Source organism: Rugamonas rivuli (assembly GCF_009380165.1).
GTDB classification, from domain to species: domain Bacteria; phylum Pseudomonadota; class Gammaproteobacteria; order Burkholderiales; family Burkholderiaceae_D; genus Rugamonas; species Rugamonas rivuli.
In genome coordinates this window covers 1,118,030-1,134,381 of record NZ_WHUF01000002.1, presented here as the reverse complement: position 1 = coordinate 1,134,381, position 16,352 = coordinate 1,118,030, and the positions used below count along the sequence as shown (strand labels likewise).

Genomic DNA, 16,352 nt, shown 5'->3' with positions numbered 1-16,352 from the left:
AATGGCGGGCGCTACCACGCGCCCATGCGGCGGCGCAGGCCGAAATTGTGGCCCACGACCAGGATGGAGCTGGCGATCAGCCCGCTCAACCCTATCATCAACTGTATCAGCTTATCGTCCGGCAGCACCCACAGCCGGCCCGGCGGCGCCTCGTCCACGCGCGCGGCGGCCATGATCAGCGGCGCCACCCAGGCGGCTTCCGGCGTCACATCGAGGATCAGGGCGCCGTCCTGCGTGGTCTGCAAATAGATGTCGCCGCCTTCGGCCAGCGTGAAACACACGCCGTAGCCGGTCTCGTGCTTGGCGATATTTTCCTGGAGGCTCAAATTGTGCTCGGCGATCCACAGCTCCACATCGGCCGGGGTTTCCAGGCCGCTCCACGGCACCGGGCGGAAGCGCGGCGGCTCCATATTGTCTTGCATAGCATTCCTGTTGACTTGGCAAGCCGCTAGTGTAGCCGATACGGGCTCAACCCTTCCAGGTACGCTTCAGGCCGGTATCCGCGTGAATCCAGCCGCCGCGCGCGCCGGCGCGGTAGTAGAAGCCGACGCCACCCTGGCGGAAGCTCTTGACCAGCCCGCCCAGCACTTCGGAATTGAGGTTGGCCAGGCGGATGTCGGCCGCGCGGCCCTCCATGTGCAGCGACTGGCGCGCGGCCGGCACGCCGGCTTCGCGCAGTTTCTGGTTGGAGGCCGGGGTGCGGTAGCCCGACAGGATTTCCAGCGGCGTATCGATGCCGTAGCGCGCCACGAAGGCTTGCGTGCCCCACAACGTTTCAAACAGCTTGGGATCGATGAGTGCGGTTTCCTTGCCGTTGACGTCGCGCAGCAGGTGGCACAAGTCCTGGTAGGCCGACTCGATGATCTCGCCATCGCGCCAGTACAGCAGCTTGGCGCGCTCGCCGCTGGCCGGACGGATCACATCGATGGTGCGCGGCTTGAGCCAGAACTCCAGGTCCAGCGCCTGCGCGTCGAAGATGTCGGGAGGCGGCTCCAGCTCGCCGAAACCGGAAGGCGCCGATTGCGCCGAGGCGCGCGGCATGCTGGCGGCCGGCTTGGCCTGGGCGACAGCGCCCGGCGTGGCGGCGGCAGCGGCGCCCGGGGCGGCCGCATGGGCCGCCGGCTTGGGCGCTGCGGCCGTGTGTTGAACGGTAGTGCGGGAAGCGCATCCTATCAGCGGCACCGATAGCAAACTCGCTCCCGCCAAGCCCAAACCCTGCTGTAAAAAATCTCTGCGCGATGCCATAGCCTATCCGTGAAAAACGATATGGACACTATAGCGTATGCAGAGGGAAATGAAAAAGGAAAGGCACCCGTTTTCCTGCAAAAAACCGGGTGCCTCCCGGCGCTAGCGCATTGCGATGTACAGCACTTGCTCAGGCACGACCTGGCCGTCCGCCAGGTTCTGCGCCGGCACCACCATGGTGATCCAGCCTTTGGGGCCGCCTTCGGCCTTCAGGTCGAGCTCCACCTTCAGCTGCTTGTCCAAGGCGACAAAGGTGCCGCGGTTGGTACTGACGATCTTGTGCGGCCGGTCCTGGTCCACGTAGGCGAACATATTCGTGCCGCGGCCGACGATGGCCAGCGTCTGGCCATTCGACAGCGTGTAGTAGCCGATCAGATCGCGATAATCCTCGGGCCACATTTTGTAGTACGAATCCGGCAACTCAATGCGCAACTGGTTCGCTTTGACCGGCACGCTGACGGGTTCCTGCCCGCTGTCGATCTGCTGCGCCAGCACCGCCGGCGAGAAAACAAGCGACCCCAACACCACTGCCAAGCACATGGTTTTCATGATCAGACCCTCCGTTTGAGAACCTTTATTTAAGCAGTCGCCTCCAAAAATTCAAATTCAATCTGGCTATCATCGATGATGCTGCATCCAAATTTAAAATGATGCAGATTACCGGACCATGCACAACGACCGTATCGGTTTTCACAGCGTATCAAGCGGCCACGGCTCTCGGTTCGGTGTCGAGCAAATCGGCGCGCGGCTCGTCCAGCAGATAGCCTTGCACCAGCAGCGGCACGCCGGCCGACTCGCTCAACTGGCGCAGCACCGTCAGCGACTGCGGCGACTCCAGCCGCTTGAACACCACCGCCACGCCGGCCTGCGCACTGCGCGTCAACAAGGTCTGCAGCGTCTCGCCGTCGTGCAGCTCGCGCGCGTCGAGCTTGAACACATCGGGCCGCAAGCGCTCCAGCACGTGCAAGGCTTCGCGCGCGCTCGGCACGTTGACGGCGAAACGGAAACCATTGCGGCGGTAGTTGTCGGACACATAGTTCAACAGCCAGCCCTGCTGCGGCGAGGCCGCCGGCAATTGCAGCACCACGCGTTCCAGCGGCAGCTCCAGCGCATCGAGGATGCGGCGGAAAGCATGGCCGTGATTGCTGCTGACCGCGCTCAGCAGGCGGTCGTGCACGTTCAGGTACAAGTCCTGCCCGCCCTCGCCGGCCTGGCGGAAGAAATTAATCGCATGCAGCATGCGGCACAAACGGTCGAGCTCGATGGACTCGTCGTCGCTGGCCGCGTGGTCCAGCAGCTTCCACAGCGACAGCCCCTGGTCCTGCGCGGACACGCTGCGCGCCAGGCCCTCGTAGGCCTGCACCTTGCCCGACGCCAGTTCGCGGATCGGCTGGAAGGCGCTGCTCATGGTGCAATTGAAGAACCGCCCCTGCGCCTTGCCCTCGTGATCGAGCCAGATGCTGGAAGCGGCGCCGGTCGCGTCGGATAAACGCGCCAGGTATTTTTGCAGGATGGGGAAAGACATGAAACTCCTCGACGGATGCTGACAATAGCGACAGCGTAGGCCTGCGCGCGCCAAAGCTGAACGAATGCTTTCAGCTATGGATATGCCAAAACATTCGTTCCGCCCGGGGAGTGCTGCCGCTATCGTGGGACATCGCCACTTCATGCCCGAACACCATGTGCCAATTACTCGCCATGAGCAGCAGCAAACCCGCCGCCGTCGACTTCTCCTTTGCCGGCTTCGCGCTGCGCGGCAGCGAACACCGCGACGGCTGGGGCATCGCCCTGCATACGGCCAGCGGCTGCCAGCTCTACACCGACTCGCTGGCCTCGACCCACTCGCCGCTGGCCGCCCAGCTGCGCAGCAATCCGATCAAGGCCAGGAACGTCATCGCCCATATCCGCAAGGCCACGCAGGGCCGCGTCTCGCTGGAAAACAGCCATCCGTTCACGCGCACGCTGTGGGGACAGACGTGGTCTTTCGCGCACAACGGCGACCTGAAACTGTTCGACCCGAATCCCAGCCTGTACTCACCGTACGGCGACACCGACAGCGAGCGCGCCTTTTGCCACCTGCTGTCCGGCCTGGCGCTGCGCTTCGAAAGCCGGCCGCCGCGCCACCTGCTGTTCGCCGCGCTGGAAACGCTGGCCGGCGAGATCGCCGACTACGGCAGTTTCAATTTCATCCTGTCCAACGGCGAGCTGCTGTTCGCCCATTGCAGCACCGACCTGCACGTGGTGGTGCGCGAATATCCGTTCTCGGTGGCGCAGCTCATCGATTGCGACCTCAGCATCGACTTCAGCAAGCACAACCATCTGGACGACCGCATCGCCGTCATCGCGACCCAGCCGCTGACCTCCAACGAGGAATGGACCAGGTTCGCGCCGGGCGAGCTGAAGCTGTTTGTCAACGGACTGGAGGTGGGAGCGACGCCGGTGCGGCGTCAGGAATGGGAATTGGAGATCTGCTGCTAGCGTTGTAGCGTCAAACGGGATTGCAGTTGCAAAAGCGCTTGCGCTTGCTGCCGTCCGGCGCTTCGGCGCTGGCGTCCAGCTGCTTCCAGAAGAACACGGTTTCGACGCCATACGGCGAACGCACTTTGCCGGCGTCCACGTAGCCGCGCCTGGCGAAGAATTCCTGGCCGGTGGCCGTGCTGTGCAATTGCAGCGCCTTCACGCCCCAGCTGCACGCCTGCTCTTCCATGCGCGCCAGCAGCGCCTTGCCCACACCCTGGCCACGCGCCTCCGGCAGCAGATAGCACAGGGCCAGCTTGCCGGCGCCGGTCAGCAGCGCGACGCCAACCACCAGACCTTCACTCAACGCGACCAGCGAAAAATTCGTCGGCGAACTGAACCAGTTCGCCACCATCTGCGGTGTTTTATTGCCTAGCCACGCATCCAGGATGGCGGGATCGTTTTTATGATCCAGATTGCAGCACTCCGTGATCGAGCGGCGCAGCACCGTGCATGCCGCATCCGCATCTGTCGAAGCAGCAACGCGAATTTCTAGACTCCGGATTTCAAGACTCATGTACGCTCACAAATATTCCCGATAGCAAAAATGAAGCGCTACGCCGTATCGCCGCGCGCCTTCTTCAGTGCCTGAAACCGACTATACACCAAGCAGCAAAAGCCGTTGCGGACACACCCGAACGACCCTCCCACACTAGTGGCTGGCCCTGCTTTTGCCCACGAATGTTTTCAAAAATCGTTATGCGGTTTTTAATGAAAACCCCGTGTCATACATGCCTTCTAAGCATATTACGAAAAATTCGTATCTTTTCCGGGCGAAATTTTACACCATGGGCGTCTGTTATTACGAAAGCTCATTATGACCAACAAAAAACCTGCCCGCCGCCTGATTATCTCGTCCTTCCTGGCCGCGTCGGCCGCCATGCTGGGCTTGCCGTTGCAGGCGGACGCCGCAGAAACCGTGCTGCTGAACGCCTCCTATGACGTCGCGCGCGAGCTGTTCAAGGACATCAACCCGGTCTTCGAGGCCGACTGGAAGAAGACCACCGGCGAAACCGTCAACATCAACCAATCGCACGGCGGCTCGTCCAAGCAGGCCCGCTCGGTGGCGGACGGCATGGAAGCGGCGGTTGTCACGATGAACCAGGCGAACGACATCGACATGTTGGCCGACAAGGGCCTGGTGACACAGGATTGGGCCAAGAAGTTCCCGCACAACGCCGCGCCCTTCTATTCGACGCTGATCTACCTGGTCCGCAAGGGCAATCCGCAGCACATCAAGGACTGGGCCGACCTGGCCAAGCCTGGCGTCAAAGTCATCGTGCCGAATCCCAAGACCTCCGGCAACGGCCGCTACACCTACCTGGCGGCCTGGGGCTCGGTGCTGAAAAAAGGCGGCACCGAAGCGCAGGCGCGCGACCTTGTCACCCGCATCTTCAAGAACGTGCCGGTGCTGGACGGCGGCGGACGCGGCGCCACCACCACCTTCACCCAGCGCGAGATCGGCGACGTGCTGGTGACGTTCGAGAACGAAGTGAACCTGGTGCGTGCCGAGTTCGGCAACAACTTCGAAGTGGTCTACCCGTCGGCGTCGGTGCTGGCCGAATCGCCGGTGGCGGTGGTCGACAAGGTGGTGGACCGTCGCGGCACCCGCAAGCAGGCGACCGCTTACCTGAACTTCCTGTACACCGAGCAGGCGCAGGACATCATCGCCAAGCACTACTTCCGTCCGCGCTCCGAGGCGGCGTTCAGGAAGTACAACGCCAACTTCCGCCAGATTACGCTGTTCACGGTAGATGACGTCTTCGGCGGCTGGAAATCGGCGCAGAAGAAGCATTTTGACGACGGCGGCGAATTCGACAAGATCTACCAGACCAAATAAGGATATACGTATCGATTCGTTTGCAAACGGCCTGACTACCCTTAATCTGACCATGTAGTATCAACCAGACAAAGGAAGCACGATGGCCATTTCTGAAATTAACGTACGTAACCAGTTCCGCGGCAAAATCAAGGAAATCATCTTTGGGCCGGTCGTTTCGGAAGTCGATGTGGAAACCCAGCACGGCATCGTCACCTCGGTGATCACCTCGCGTTCCATTCATGACCTGGATTTGAAGGTCGGCAGCGAAGTGATTGCCCTGGTGAAATCCACCGAAGTCTCAATCGCCAAGATCAGCAGCAACTGATCGACAGCAACTGAGCACCGCCCGCTGGCGGCCACGCAAAGCCCTGAGCCATCCCGTCTCAGGGCTTTTTTTATACGGGGCCGTGTCCGAATGTCAGACTTGACCCCGTACTAAGAGATACAAAATAAATGGAATCGTGGAGTTACATTCAATAGACGAGAAACCACTTTAATGTTATCTTCTATCCTCAGGAAATATTGCCGCATAGCTAGATCAGCACTGCGCTGTGTCAACCTTTGACACCCGATACACTCCTCTCTCCCTAGAATACCTAACATGCTCAAGAAAATTGTCGCTGTATTGCTGAGTTCGTTTACCGTGGCTGCGCTCGCGGTACCGCTCGGCTCGCAGTCGGTGCTGGTCGTCGAAGACGGCACCGGCAAAGTGCTGCTCGAAAAGAATTCCAACGTTCAAGTACCGATCGCCTCGCTGACCAAGCTGATGACCGCGATGGTGGTGCTCGATTCCAAGCCGGACATGGATGCCCCCATCAGCATCGATAAAACCGACGTGGACATGCTCAAGCACAGCACCTCGCGGGTGCCGGTCGGCGCCGAACTGGCCCGCCGCGACGCGCTGCAGCTTGCATTGATGTCGTCAGACAACCGTGCTGCCGCGTCGCTGGCGCGCACCTATCCGGGCGGCCCTGCTGCGTTCAAATTGGCGGTCAATGCCAAGATCAAGGCACTGGGCCTGACCCAGACCGTGATCGAAGAACCGACCGGCCTGTCGCCGAACAACCGCTCGACCGCGACCGATCTGGTCAAAATGGCAACCGCCGCATCGGCTTATCCGGACATCCGCCGCATCACCACCGACACCAAGGATGTGATCAATATCAAAGGCCGCCAGGTCGAGTACCACAACACCAACCGCCTGGTCGGTGCCAAGGGTTGGGACGTCGGCCTGTCCAAAACCGGCTACACCGAAGAAGCCGGCCGCTGCCTCATCATGCGCTTCAAGTCGGCAGGCAAGAACGCTACTTTGGTGTTGCTCAACGCCAAGGCCAACTCGGCTCGCTTGATGGATGCATTCAATATTCGCCGCTTCGTCGCAGGCCCGGATGGGGAACCAAAAGTCATGAAGGCTTCCGTCACCCGTCACAAGAAAGCCGCCAAACCAGCCAAGCGCCACCGCCGCGCCGCCTGATTTTTTTCAGCGCCGCGAGCCAATAGCCGGACCCGAGGGTCCGGTTTTTTTTGCCTCTACAAACCAGATTCTGGTGTTTTTAAGCCAATTTTTAGCTTGATTTAGCTATGACGATGCCTTGGAAGGGCATCGTGCAGAGGGAAATCGGGGGGATTAGTTGCCGAGCAGCGTACGCAGGCCGCTGGCGCGCAGGGTGCGCTGGGCGATGGCGTCGAGCAGCACCTGGCCGTTCGGCGTTAGTAACGTGAAGTAGTCGCGCGCGCGCGTGATGCCGGTGTAAATGAGCTCACGCGCCAGCATGCCGCCGCTGTCCCGTGGCAACACCAGCACCGTGTGTTGGAACTCGGAACCTTGTGATTTATGCACCGTCATCGCAAACGCGGTTTCGACATTTCTTAGCCGTGTGGCAAGAACACTGCGCACTTTGTCACCTTCCGAGAAGTACACCCGTAAGGCTCCGGGACGCGCCGGATCGGGCAAAGTCAGGCCGATATCGCCGTTGAAAACGCCGCTGCCGTAATCGTTGCGCGTCACCATCACCGGCCGGCCGATGTACCATTCGCCGCTACGCCGCAGCAAACCGGCCGTCTGCAATCTTTGTTCGATGACATCATTCAATCCAGCAACACCCCACTCGCCTTCGCGCACCGCGCACAAAATCCGGAAGGTTTCGAAGCTGTTCAGCACGGATTTCACCCAGGCAAGATGTACGATCTCATCGCCTTCCGGGGCTCCGGATTTGATCATTTTCAGATAAGCCTGGTAGCCGCCGGCCGCCCCCGACCGGCCCGCCAAGGCCAGTTGCAACAGGTCGGAAGGCTGGGCCGGATCGATCCAGGCGACCTTGCCATCCGTACCGTCACGCAATACTTGTAACGATGCGGCAGCATTTCCGGCATTCACAGCCAGCGCCAGCGCGCCGATCGGACCGCCGAAACGGCGACTTTCACGCAGCATCACGGTCTGCTGGGCGATGGGGCCGCCGTTGCCGGCGTAGCTTTCCGGAATCTGCTGGCCGGTGCTTGATTGCACGTATGACAAGGTTTCCGATTCGTAGGCGCCCGCCTCGGCGTTGTGGCACAGGTCGCCCAACACGGCGCCAGCCTCCACCGAAGCCAGTTGATCCTTGTCGCCAAGCAAGATAAGAGTGGCCGTGCTCGGCAAGGCGGCCAGCAGCGCGGACATCATTTCCAGGTGGATCATTGACGCCTCATCAACAATCAACACGTCCACCTCCAGCTGATTGCCGGCGTTGTGCTGGAAAGCACGCGTGCCAGGACGCGCGCCAAGCAGACTGTGCAGCGTACGCGCCGCACCCATGCGGGCGGCCAGTTCGTGCAACGGCAGCGCCGCGCCGACTTTTTCCGCCAGATCGTCGAGCGCTGAATCAATCGATTGCTTAAGTCGGGCCGCCGCCTTGCCGGTCGGCGCGGCCAGCGCCACGCGCAAGCCGGACTGGCGCACGCCGGCGGTGGCGAACAACAAAGCCAGCAGCCGCGCCACAGTGTAGGTCTTGCCGGTGCCGGGGCCGCCAGTGATGATGCCGAGCTTGCCGCGCATGGCGACCGCGCAGGCGATCTTCTGCCAATCTGGGCCGCCGCCGCGTGCTGCGTGCGGGAACAGCACATCGAGCCAGTGCCGCACGTCGGCGGTGCTGGCGTCCTCGTCGACGGCGATCACGCCGCCCAGAGCACGGCCGCGCACGGCTTCGGCGACCAAAGTTTCGTCACGCCAATAGCGCCGCAGGTAAAGCCGCTCGCCGTCCAGCACCAGCGGTTGCTGGAAATCCAGGTCGCCCACCGGCCACACCTGGTCGCATCCCGCCAGCAGCGCCCGCCACGCGGAGGCGTTCTTCGGCCAGACGCCTGCGGCGGCACGCAACGCGCGCCATTCCTCGCCGGTCCAGCCCAGCTGGCCGGACGGATCGTCAGCCAGCTCATCCAGCATCAAACAACTGTGGCCGCGCCCCTCAAGTTCAGACAACAGCACGCAAGCCACCATCAATTGCGGCGAACTGGCACCAACCGAGGCGATAAAGCGCGCAAACGCACCGCTCAGGCGGCGCAACTGGCCGTTTTCGGTCAAGGCATCGACCTGCTCGAACAGGGCTGCGGACGTTTCAATACTCATGCGGTGCCTCTGCTTGCGCTACGCCGGACTCATCCAGCAACCGGTCCAGTCCGGCCAGCAGCTCGGGATTGGGTTCTATCAGGTAACAACCGCGCGTTTGCGGATTCGCAATACCGCGCAGGAACAGGAAAATCGCGCCGCCTAGATGCTCGGCCGGATCGTACTGCTCGCCCAGGCGGCTTTGCAGCAGGCGGTGCAGCGCCAGCATGTAGATCGCGCCCTGGATGTCGTAGCGGTGCTCGGCCATGGCCGCCACCAGCGCCGGCTGGTGATAGGCGGCGTCGCCGGCGCCCAGCGCGTTCGACTTATAGTCCAGCACCCAGAACCGGCCTTCGTGCTCGAACACCAGGTCGGCGAAGCCTTTCAGCATGCCGTGCAACTGGCGTTCCGGCAGCGCGGGCCGCGCCGCACCGCCCAGCAGGAATCGGGCGCACAGGCCATCCAGCGCGCCAGTGCTCAGGCGCTCGCTGGGGAACCAGAACTCCATCTCCGGCAGCGGCGAGGCGATGGCGCTCAGCGGCGCCTCCAGATGCGGCAAGGTGGTGCCGGCGATCTCGCGCAGCCACGCCAGCGTGTCCTCCAGGCGGTTGCCCCAGCCGGCACGCTCCACGCGCCGCGTCAGGCGCGATTCGAAGTGCTCGTGATCGACGATGGCAAAGCCCTCCTGCCCCATCCACTCCAGCTGCTCGTGCAGGAAGTTACCCGGCACCGAGCCACGCGGAAAGCGATGCCACGGCGCGTCTTCCACGCGTGTCGGCAGCGCGAGGGACGGCATGCCGGCGCCTTCCAGCAGGTTCTCTTGAAGACCGTCACGTGGCACCGGCAAGGCGGGACCGCCACTGCCGATGGTGCCGGTCGGCCCGGTGCGCCGCGCCAGCGAGCTGAAACTGCCCACCGACCAATCACGCTCGAAGCGCCCCGCATAATGCTGGGGCTCCAGCAACGGCGGGCGTTGTTCGATGCGGCTCAGGCGCGTGAACTGCTGCATCGCCATGTCCAGCGTCTCGATGCTGATGCCGTCGCAGCCTTTGCAGGCATGCTCCCAGCGTTCCATCATCAGGTCCGACGGCAGCGCTTCGCCGCCGGTCAGCAGATAACCCAGCGCCGATTCGTGCAGCGTGTTGTCACCCGCCTTGCGTGCGGCCAGCGCCGTCACGCCCAGCCACAGGAAGTGGCGCGCACGCGTCAGCGCCACGTACAGCAGGCGCAGGTCTTCCTGCAGGCGCGCGCGCTCCACCAGTTCCATCGCGGTGTCGGTCAGCGCCATGTCGATCTGGCGCACGCCGTCTTCGTCGCTGAACTCGAAGAAGCTGCGGTTACGGCGCTCCACCTTGCGCGCCGTGACGGCAAACGGCAGATACACCAGCGGATACTCCAGGCCTTTCGATTTGTGGACGGTGACGACCTTCACCAGTTCCGCATCGCTTTCCAAACGCAGCACCCGCTCATCGCCCGCGCCCTCGCCGCCTTCGATCTGCTCGGCGAGCCAGCGTATCAGCGCCTGTTCGCCGTCCAACTGGCGGCTGGCCGATTGCAGCAGCTCCGCCAGATGCAGCAGATTGGTCAGGCGCCGTTCGCCACCCGGCTGTTGCAGCAAGGCCGCCGGCAGTTTCAGTTCGTGGATAAAGCGGCGCAGCATGGCCAGCACGCCCTGCCGCTGCCACACGATGTGCAGCGCCTTCAGTTGTTCGACGCGCTCCTCCCACGCCAGTTCGTCCGACGACAGCAACGCCAGTTCCGCCAGCGGCAGGCCGGTGGTGCGGGTGGCGAAGGCGGCGCGCGCCAGCGCACCGTCCAGCGGGCTGGCGACGGCCGATAGCCAGCGCAGCACATCGGCCGCCTCCTCGCTGTCGGTGACGGAATCCTTGTCCGACAAATAGACGCTGGCGACTTGGCGCCGTTGCAGCGCGCGCCGGATGGCGGCGGCTTCCTTGCGGTCGCGCACCAGCACAGCGATGTCGGCCGGTTGCAGGCGTTCGAAACCTTTCGGGCCGTCGAAGCCCGCGCGTTCGTCGTTGAGCTGCGCGACGATATGCTCGGCGCAGTGCCAGGCGAAGAATTCGCGGTAGCTGTCCGCCTTCAAATCCTGCGCGGCGCTGCATGCGATGACCAGCGCCGGCACATCGCCCGCCGCGTTGACCATGCGTTCGCCGCGTCCCTTGGCGCCGACCGCTTCGAACGGCAGCGGGTTCTCGCGTGTGCCGGGGTCGCGGAAGCGGAAGGCGCCGCGTCCGAAGCCGCCTTGCGCAGGCTCGCCCTCGGCGTACATGAACAGGTGATTGACGGCGTCCACCACCGGCTTGGTCGAGCGGTAGTTGGTGCCCAGCTGGTAATGGCGGCCGGCTGTGGCCTTGCGCGCAGACAGGTAGCTGTGGATGTCGGCGCCACGGAAACCGTAGATCGACTGTTTCGGATCGCCGATCAGGAACAAGCCGGTCTCGGGATCGTTGTCCGCCACGCGGTACAGCAGGTTGAAGATCTGGTACTGGTTGGGCGCCGTATCCTGGAACTCGTCGACCATCGCCACCGGGTACTGGTCGGTGATGCGCTTGCGCAGCGCGGCGGCGTTCTCGCCTTGCAGCGCTGCGTTCAGGCGGTCCAGCATGTCGGCGAAGCCGAACTGGCGGCTGCGCTTTTTCAGCTCGTCCATGCGGTTGGCGACGGCGCCGGCAGCGTGGCGGTACAGCGCGTGCGACAGGGGTTCGATGTCCTCCAGCGCTTTCTTCAGCGGCTCGATGGCGTCGAAGTCGTCCGGGATGGCGGCGGTGTAGCCTTTCGCGAACGCGTCTTCAAGGCCGTACGGCGTCAGGCGCTTCCAGGCGGTGTCCGAGATGTCGGGCATGACCATGCTGGCGTCTTGCGCCCAGGCGCGCAGGCCGTTGAACCACGCCACCAGCGAATCAGCGCGCATCTTGTTCCCGTTGAAGCACTTGGGCGAGAGTTCGCGTTCCTTGGCGATCCATTGTTCCATGCGGTTGGCGCGATCCGCCCAGCCGGCCTTCAGACCTGCCAGTTGCAGCTGCTGCTCGCGCTGAACGGCGGCGATCAGGTCGCCCAAAGACTCTGTGCCGGGCGCGCTGCCGTCGCCGATGATGTCGGCGCGTTTAACCAGCTCCCGTATGGACTTCTTCAACGCGCCCACGTCGCCCCAGCACGACAGCAGCGCTTCCAGCGACACGGCGTTGAGCGGATAGACCTGCTGGCGCCAGTAATCGTGCGCGGCATCCTCGAACAGGGCTTGCTCGTCGCTGACCAGCTCCTCGTCGAACAGACTGCCGCTATCGAACGCGTGCTCGCGCAGCATGCGCTGGCACCAGGCGTCGATGGTGAAGATCGCCGCTTCGTCCATCGTCTCCGCCGCCAGCATCAGGCGGTGCGCGGCCTGCTGCTGCTCGCTGTGGCCCGGATAGGATTCGAGGATGGCGTCCAGATAGTCGTCGCGCTGCACGCCGCTGCCTGCGCCCAGCCCCATCGCCGAATAGCCGCGGAAGTAAGCCGCCGCCTCCACCAGCCGCTCGCGCACGCGGTTCGACAGCTCACGCGTGGCGGCGCGGGTGAAGGTCATCACCAGGATATCGGCCGGCAGCAAGGGGCGCCGGTAGGCGTTGTCGTCGCCATGGCCCAGCACCAGCCGCACGTACAGCGCGGCGATGGTCCAGGTCTTGCCCGTGCCGGCGCTGGCCTCGATCAGGCGCGAGCCATGCAGCGGAAAGCTCAGCGGATCGAGTGAATTGGCGGCGTTCGTGGTCATGCTGCGTCCTCGCCGTCGATGGTATCTATCGTGATGTAGTGTTCCAGCCAGTCCGCCAGCGGGCCATACAGCGCCTGCGAAACATCGGCAAAATCCGGTTCGGCGCTCAGCGCCGCAAAGTCCGGCCACAGGCGGGCCAGACACAGGTCATCGTTCTCGCCGGAGACTTCGAAGCCGCCGTCGTACACGGCGCGCGGATCGCCGCCCTGCGCTAGCGCCAGCGCGGTCTTGCAGGCCGTCGGCAGCGGGCGGTTCATGCCGTCGCGCCACAGGCAGACCAGTTCGCGCAAGGCTTCCTGCGCCTCGGCCTGCGCCAGCGGCTTCATGCTGACGATGGCGTCGCGCGCCACCAGGAAGCCCGCCACCGGCATGCCGGCCGCCGCCACCGCCAGCTGGCGCAGCCACATGGCGATCAATTTATCGCCACGCGGCTTGCCCTGCTTGTCCGTCACCTTGGACGACATCTGCGCCAGCCACACGGTCTCGCTGCCGTTGCTGCGCAATTGGTCGATCCAGTCGTCGATCTGCACGCCGGCCAGCTGGAGGTTCAACGGCACCTTGTCAGCCGGTAGCTCGTAGCGTTCGCGCAGCGTCAGCCAGGCGCAACGCACCGGCACCAAGGCCTGTACCAGCTGGTGCTGGTACTGCTGGCCGATCAGGCCTATCGGCAGTACGCCTTCACGCGCAAGGCGTTCGGCGCGTTCGGTCATCTTGTCGTAGACCTGGTGGAGTTCCTCCGCTTCGGCGCCGTCGTCCAGCATCGTGTCTTCGAGCAGATAGCGTTCCAGCGCGTTCAGCGAGAACGGTTCCTCATCCTCGCCCACCAGCGCGGCGTCGCCGAACATCACGCCCAGGCGCTGGCGGAAGAAGAAGCGCACCGGCTGGCGCATGAAGTTGGTCAGCGTCGACAGCTTCAGGCGATATTTGTCGTCGATATCGAACGGCGGCAGCTCGGCGGCGGCGGCATCGGCCAGTTCCTCGCCATGCGCCTCGCGCCATTCGCGCGCATAGGTCAGCAGGCCGCCGTCTTCGAAGTAGCGACGGCTGAACGGCTGCAAGGCGTGCTCCGTGGTGCGCGCATGGGGATCCAGCTGCCAGCCATTGACCAGGTAATCGCGCAACTGCGACACCAGCACCGACGGCGGCTGCTCGCTGTTGTCGCGCACATTGCGTCCGACCCAGCTGATATACAGCTTGTCGCGCGCGGCCAGCAGCGCTTCCAGCATCAGGTAGCGATCGTCGTCGCGGCGCGAGCGGTCGCCGGGACGCGCCATGCCCGGCTGCGCCAGCAGGTCGAAATCGGCCTTGGGCGCGCGGCGCGGGAAGTCGCCGTCGTTCATGCCCAGCAGGCAGACCACGCGGAACGGCACGGCGCGCATCGGCATCAGCGTGCAGAAGGTCACGCCGCCGGAGACGAATTGGTGGTTTAGCGTCGGCTCGTCCAGAAGACCGAGCCAGGCTTCGCGCAGCACGGCAAGCGGCACGGCTTCGTCGTATTGCGCGCCCTCGCAGGTTTCCAGCCAGTTGTTGAGCGCATCGTCCAGCTGCGCCAGGGTCAGGCGGTCGCCCTCCTCGCTCGCCTTGAAGAATGCCGCCAGCAGCGCGCGCGCCTGCACGCCCCATTCGGCCGGCGAACGCGATTGCGCCAGCACTTCGCGCCAGTGCAGCAGCGCTTCGACCAGCTGCGCCAGCGATCCCGCCAGCGCAGCATCAAGCCCGCCCACTTCGCCATACGCTTCGATGCCGGCGAAGGCCGCATCTTCGCCGCTGGCGTAGCCCAGCAACATGCGGCGCACGCCGAACAGCCAGGAATTCTGCCCACCCGCAGCTCCCAGGCCAAGGCCAGCTCGGTGTTCGGTATCCAGCCCCCAGCGCACGCCGGCGCCTTCGATCCACAGGCCCAGCGTCGGCAGGTCGTCCTCGCCCAGGCCGAAGCGCGCGGCCAGCGCCGGAACGTCGAGCAGGTCGCGCACTTCGCTCTGGCGGCAGCGCTGCTGCGGCAATCGCAGCAGCCACTCCAGCGCCACCAGCAGCGGATTGACGCTGCGGTCGTTGACGTCGCCGATTTCAAACGGAATGTAGCGCGGGTCGCTGCGGCGGTGCTGCGCGAACACGGCGTGGATGGCGGCCGTGAAGGTGTCGATGTCCGGCACCATCACCACCACGTCACGAGGACGCAGGCCGCTGCCGTCGGCGAACATCGCCAGCAGCTGGTCGTGCAGCACTTCCACCTCGCGCTGCACGCTGTGGGTGATGTGGAATTCGATGGAGCGGTCGTCGTCCGCCGGCGGTATCTGCGGATGCTCGGACAGCGGCAGCAGGTCGCGGATGGCGGCCTGCACCTGCGACAGCAGCGTATCGCCCTCGCCGTCGCTGAACAAGTCGATGCGCAGCGGCGCCATGTCCTCGCCGTCGCTGGCGGCGGCTGCGGCGGCCGAGGCCTCGTCGAATTCGTCCAGCATGCGGATGAAGTCCCGGCCCTGCCGCCCCCAGCTGGCCAGCAGCGGATGGCTGTGCGCATGCAGCTCTTCCAGCGGTATCGCGCCCAGGTCCTGGCCGTTGCGCAGCTGCTGGCGGCGGTGCGCGGAGCGCAGCAGGTCGCGGCCTTCGATGATGTCGCCCCAGTAGAACTGGCAGGGATTGGGCACGGCCAGCAGCACCTGCGTGTAGCGCGCCAGCGATGCCAGCGCTTGCAGGCTCTGATACGGCAGCGCGGAAACGCCGAAGATGACGATGCGGCGCGGCAGACGGCCCAGCGGCTGCTCGCCGGCGGCGCAGACGCGTACGAATTCGGTGTGAACGGTTGCCCGGCCCAGTTCCCGCTCATGCGGTTCGACGTCGGCGATCACCGCGCGCCACAACTGGCCTTGCCAGCGCTGGTCTTCCGGCAGCGGCTGCACTTCGTTGCGGGCGTTGCGCATCTGGTCGCGGCCTTGCGCCCAGTCGGCCAGCCAGTCGGCGCGGTAGACCTGGTATTGATCGAACAAGTCGGCCAGGCGCTCGGCCAGTTGCAGCCGGCGCTCAGCCTCGCCGTCGGCCAGGAAGTGGCGCAGCGGCGTGAAGACGGGATCGGCCAGCAAGGTAGGCAGCAACCGCATCAAGCGCCAGGTCAGCGGCCCCTTGTCGAAGGCCGAGCGCACCGGCACACGGTCGCGCCCCAGCATGCCGCGGTAGGTCTCCCACAAAAACCGCGCCGGCAGCGCCACGCGGGTGGCGGCGCAGACGCGCATTTCCTCGGCCAGCGCGATCTTCAGCCATTCGGCCACGCCGTTCGACTGCACCAGGACGGTTTCCGATTCGAGCGCGCCCAGCGGATGATTGCGCAGCCATTGGAACACCGCCGCGCGCAGCTGCTCCATTTGATTACCGTGCAAGATCAACAGGCCGGGGGTGATGCTCGAATGCATAGGGTT

12 protein-coding genes are annotated in these 16,352 nt (G+C 64.2%); 4 read left to right on the top strand and 8 right to left on the bottom strand.

What is annotated here, in order from left to right:
• Positions 1-11: 11 nt before the first annotated feature.
• The 4 genes from GEV01_RS10275 to GEV01_RS10260 form a co-directional block, all read right to left on the bottom strand.
• The gene (locus GEV01_RS10275) at positions 12-422 is read right to left on the bottom strand and encodes a hypothetical protein (RefSeq protein WP_152803903.1); all 411 of its coding nucleotides are present in this window, start codon (positions 420-422) and stop codon (positions 12-14) included.
• Positions 423-468: 46 nt separating this feature from the next.
• Positions 469-1,245 (bottom strand): YcbK family protein, encoded by a 777-nt coding sequence (locus GEV01_RS10270; RefSeq protein WP_235914303.1) that lies wholly within the window; start codon positions 1,243-1,245, stop codon positions 469-471.
• Positions 1,246-1,347: 102 nt separating this feature from the next.
• Positions 1,348-1,794 (bottom strand): hypothetical protein, encoded by a 447-nt coding sequence (locus tag GEV01_RS10265; protein WP_152803901.1) that lies wholly within the window; start codon positions 1,792-1,794, stop codon positions 1,348-1,350.
• A gap of 151 nt (positions 1,795-1,945) precedes the next feature.
• Positions 1,946-2,770 (bottom strand): EAL domain-containing protein, encoded by an 825-nt coding sequence (locus tag GEV01_RS10260; protein WP_152803899.1) that lies wholly within the window; start codon positions 2,768-2,770, stop codon positions 1,946-1,948.
• Between the two features lie 155 nt (positions 2,771-2,925).
• On the opposite strand from GEV01_RS10260, the gene GEV01_RS10255 reads away from it, so the two are divergent.
• Entirely contained in the window at positions 2,926-3,723 is a 798-nt protein-coding gene (locus tag GEV01_RS10255; RefSeq protein WP_152803897.1) for a class II glutamine amidotransferase, read from the top strand.
• A 10-nt stretch (positions 3,724-3,733) separates the two neighbouring features.
• On the opposite strand, the gene GEV01_RS10250 is transcribed toward GEV01_RS10255, so the two are convergent.
• A complete protein-coding gene (locus tag GEV01_RS10250) occupies positions 3,734-4,207 on the bottom strand; it encodes a GNAT family N-acetyltransferase (RefSeq protein ID WP_235914325.1) in 474 nt (157 codons plus the stop codon).
• Between the two features lie 372 nt (positions 4,208-4,579).
• Here GEV01_RS10250 and GEV01_RS10245 point away from each other — a divergent pair, with 372 nt between their 5' ends.
• The 3 genes from GEV01_RS10245 (at position 4,580) to GEV01_RS10235 (ending at position 7,058) form a co-directional block, all read left to right on the top strand.
• Positions 4,580-5,602 carry a sulfate ABC transporter substrate-binding protein gene (locus GEV01_RS10245; RefSeq protein ID WP_152803893.1) on the top strand — a complete coding sequence of 341 codons (1,023 nt, stop codon included), beginning with the start codon at positions 4,580-4,582 and terminating at the stop codon, positions 5,600-5,602.
• Positions 5,603-5,684: 82 nt separating this feature from the next.
• Positions 5,685-5,909 (top strand): TOBE domain-containing protein, encoded by a 225-nt coding sequence (locus GEV01_RS10240; protein ID WP_008449515.1) that lies wholly within the window; start codon positions 5,685-5,687, stop codon positions 5,907-5,909.
• Between the two features lie 276 nt (positions 5,910-6,185).
• A complete protein-coding gene (locus GEV01_RS10235) occupies positions 6,186-7,058 on the top strand; it encodes a serine hydrolase (protein WP_008449516.1) in 873 nt (290 codons plus the stop codon).
• A 153-nt stretch (positions 7,059-7,211) separates the two neighbouring features.
• Here the strand turns inward: GEV01_RS10235 and recD are convergent, their stop codons facing one another.
• The 3 genes from recD to recC are packed head-to-tail and all read right to left on the bottom strand — an operon-like array spanning position 7,212 to position 16,346.
• A complete protein-coding gene (recD, locus tag GEV01_RS10230) occupies positions 7,212-9,188 on the bottom strand; it encodes an exodeoxyribonuclease V subunit alpha (protein WP_152803891.1) in 1,977 nt (658 codons plus the stop codon).
• On the bottom strand, positions 9,178-12,939 hold the full coding sequence (gene recB / locus GEV01_RS10225) for an exodeoxyribonuclease V subunit beta (RefSeq protein WP_152803889.1): 3,762 nt from the start codon (positions 12,937-12,939) through the stop codon (positions 9,178-9,180). Before recB ends, recD begins: the two co-directional genes overlap by 11 nt.
• Positions 12,936-16,346 carry an exodeoxyribonuclease V subunit gamma gene (gene recC, locus GEV01_RS10220; protein WP_152803887.1) on the bottom strand — a complete coding sequence of 1,137 codons (3,411 nt, stop codon included), beginning with the start codon at positions 16,344-16,346 and terminating at the stop codon, positions 12,936-12,938. The genes recB and recC overlap by 4 nt, the downstream gene beginning before the upstream one ends.
• Between the last annotated feature and the right edge of the window lie 6 nt (positions 16,347-16,352).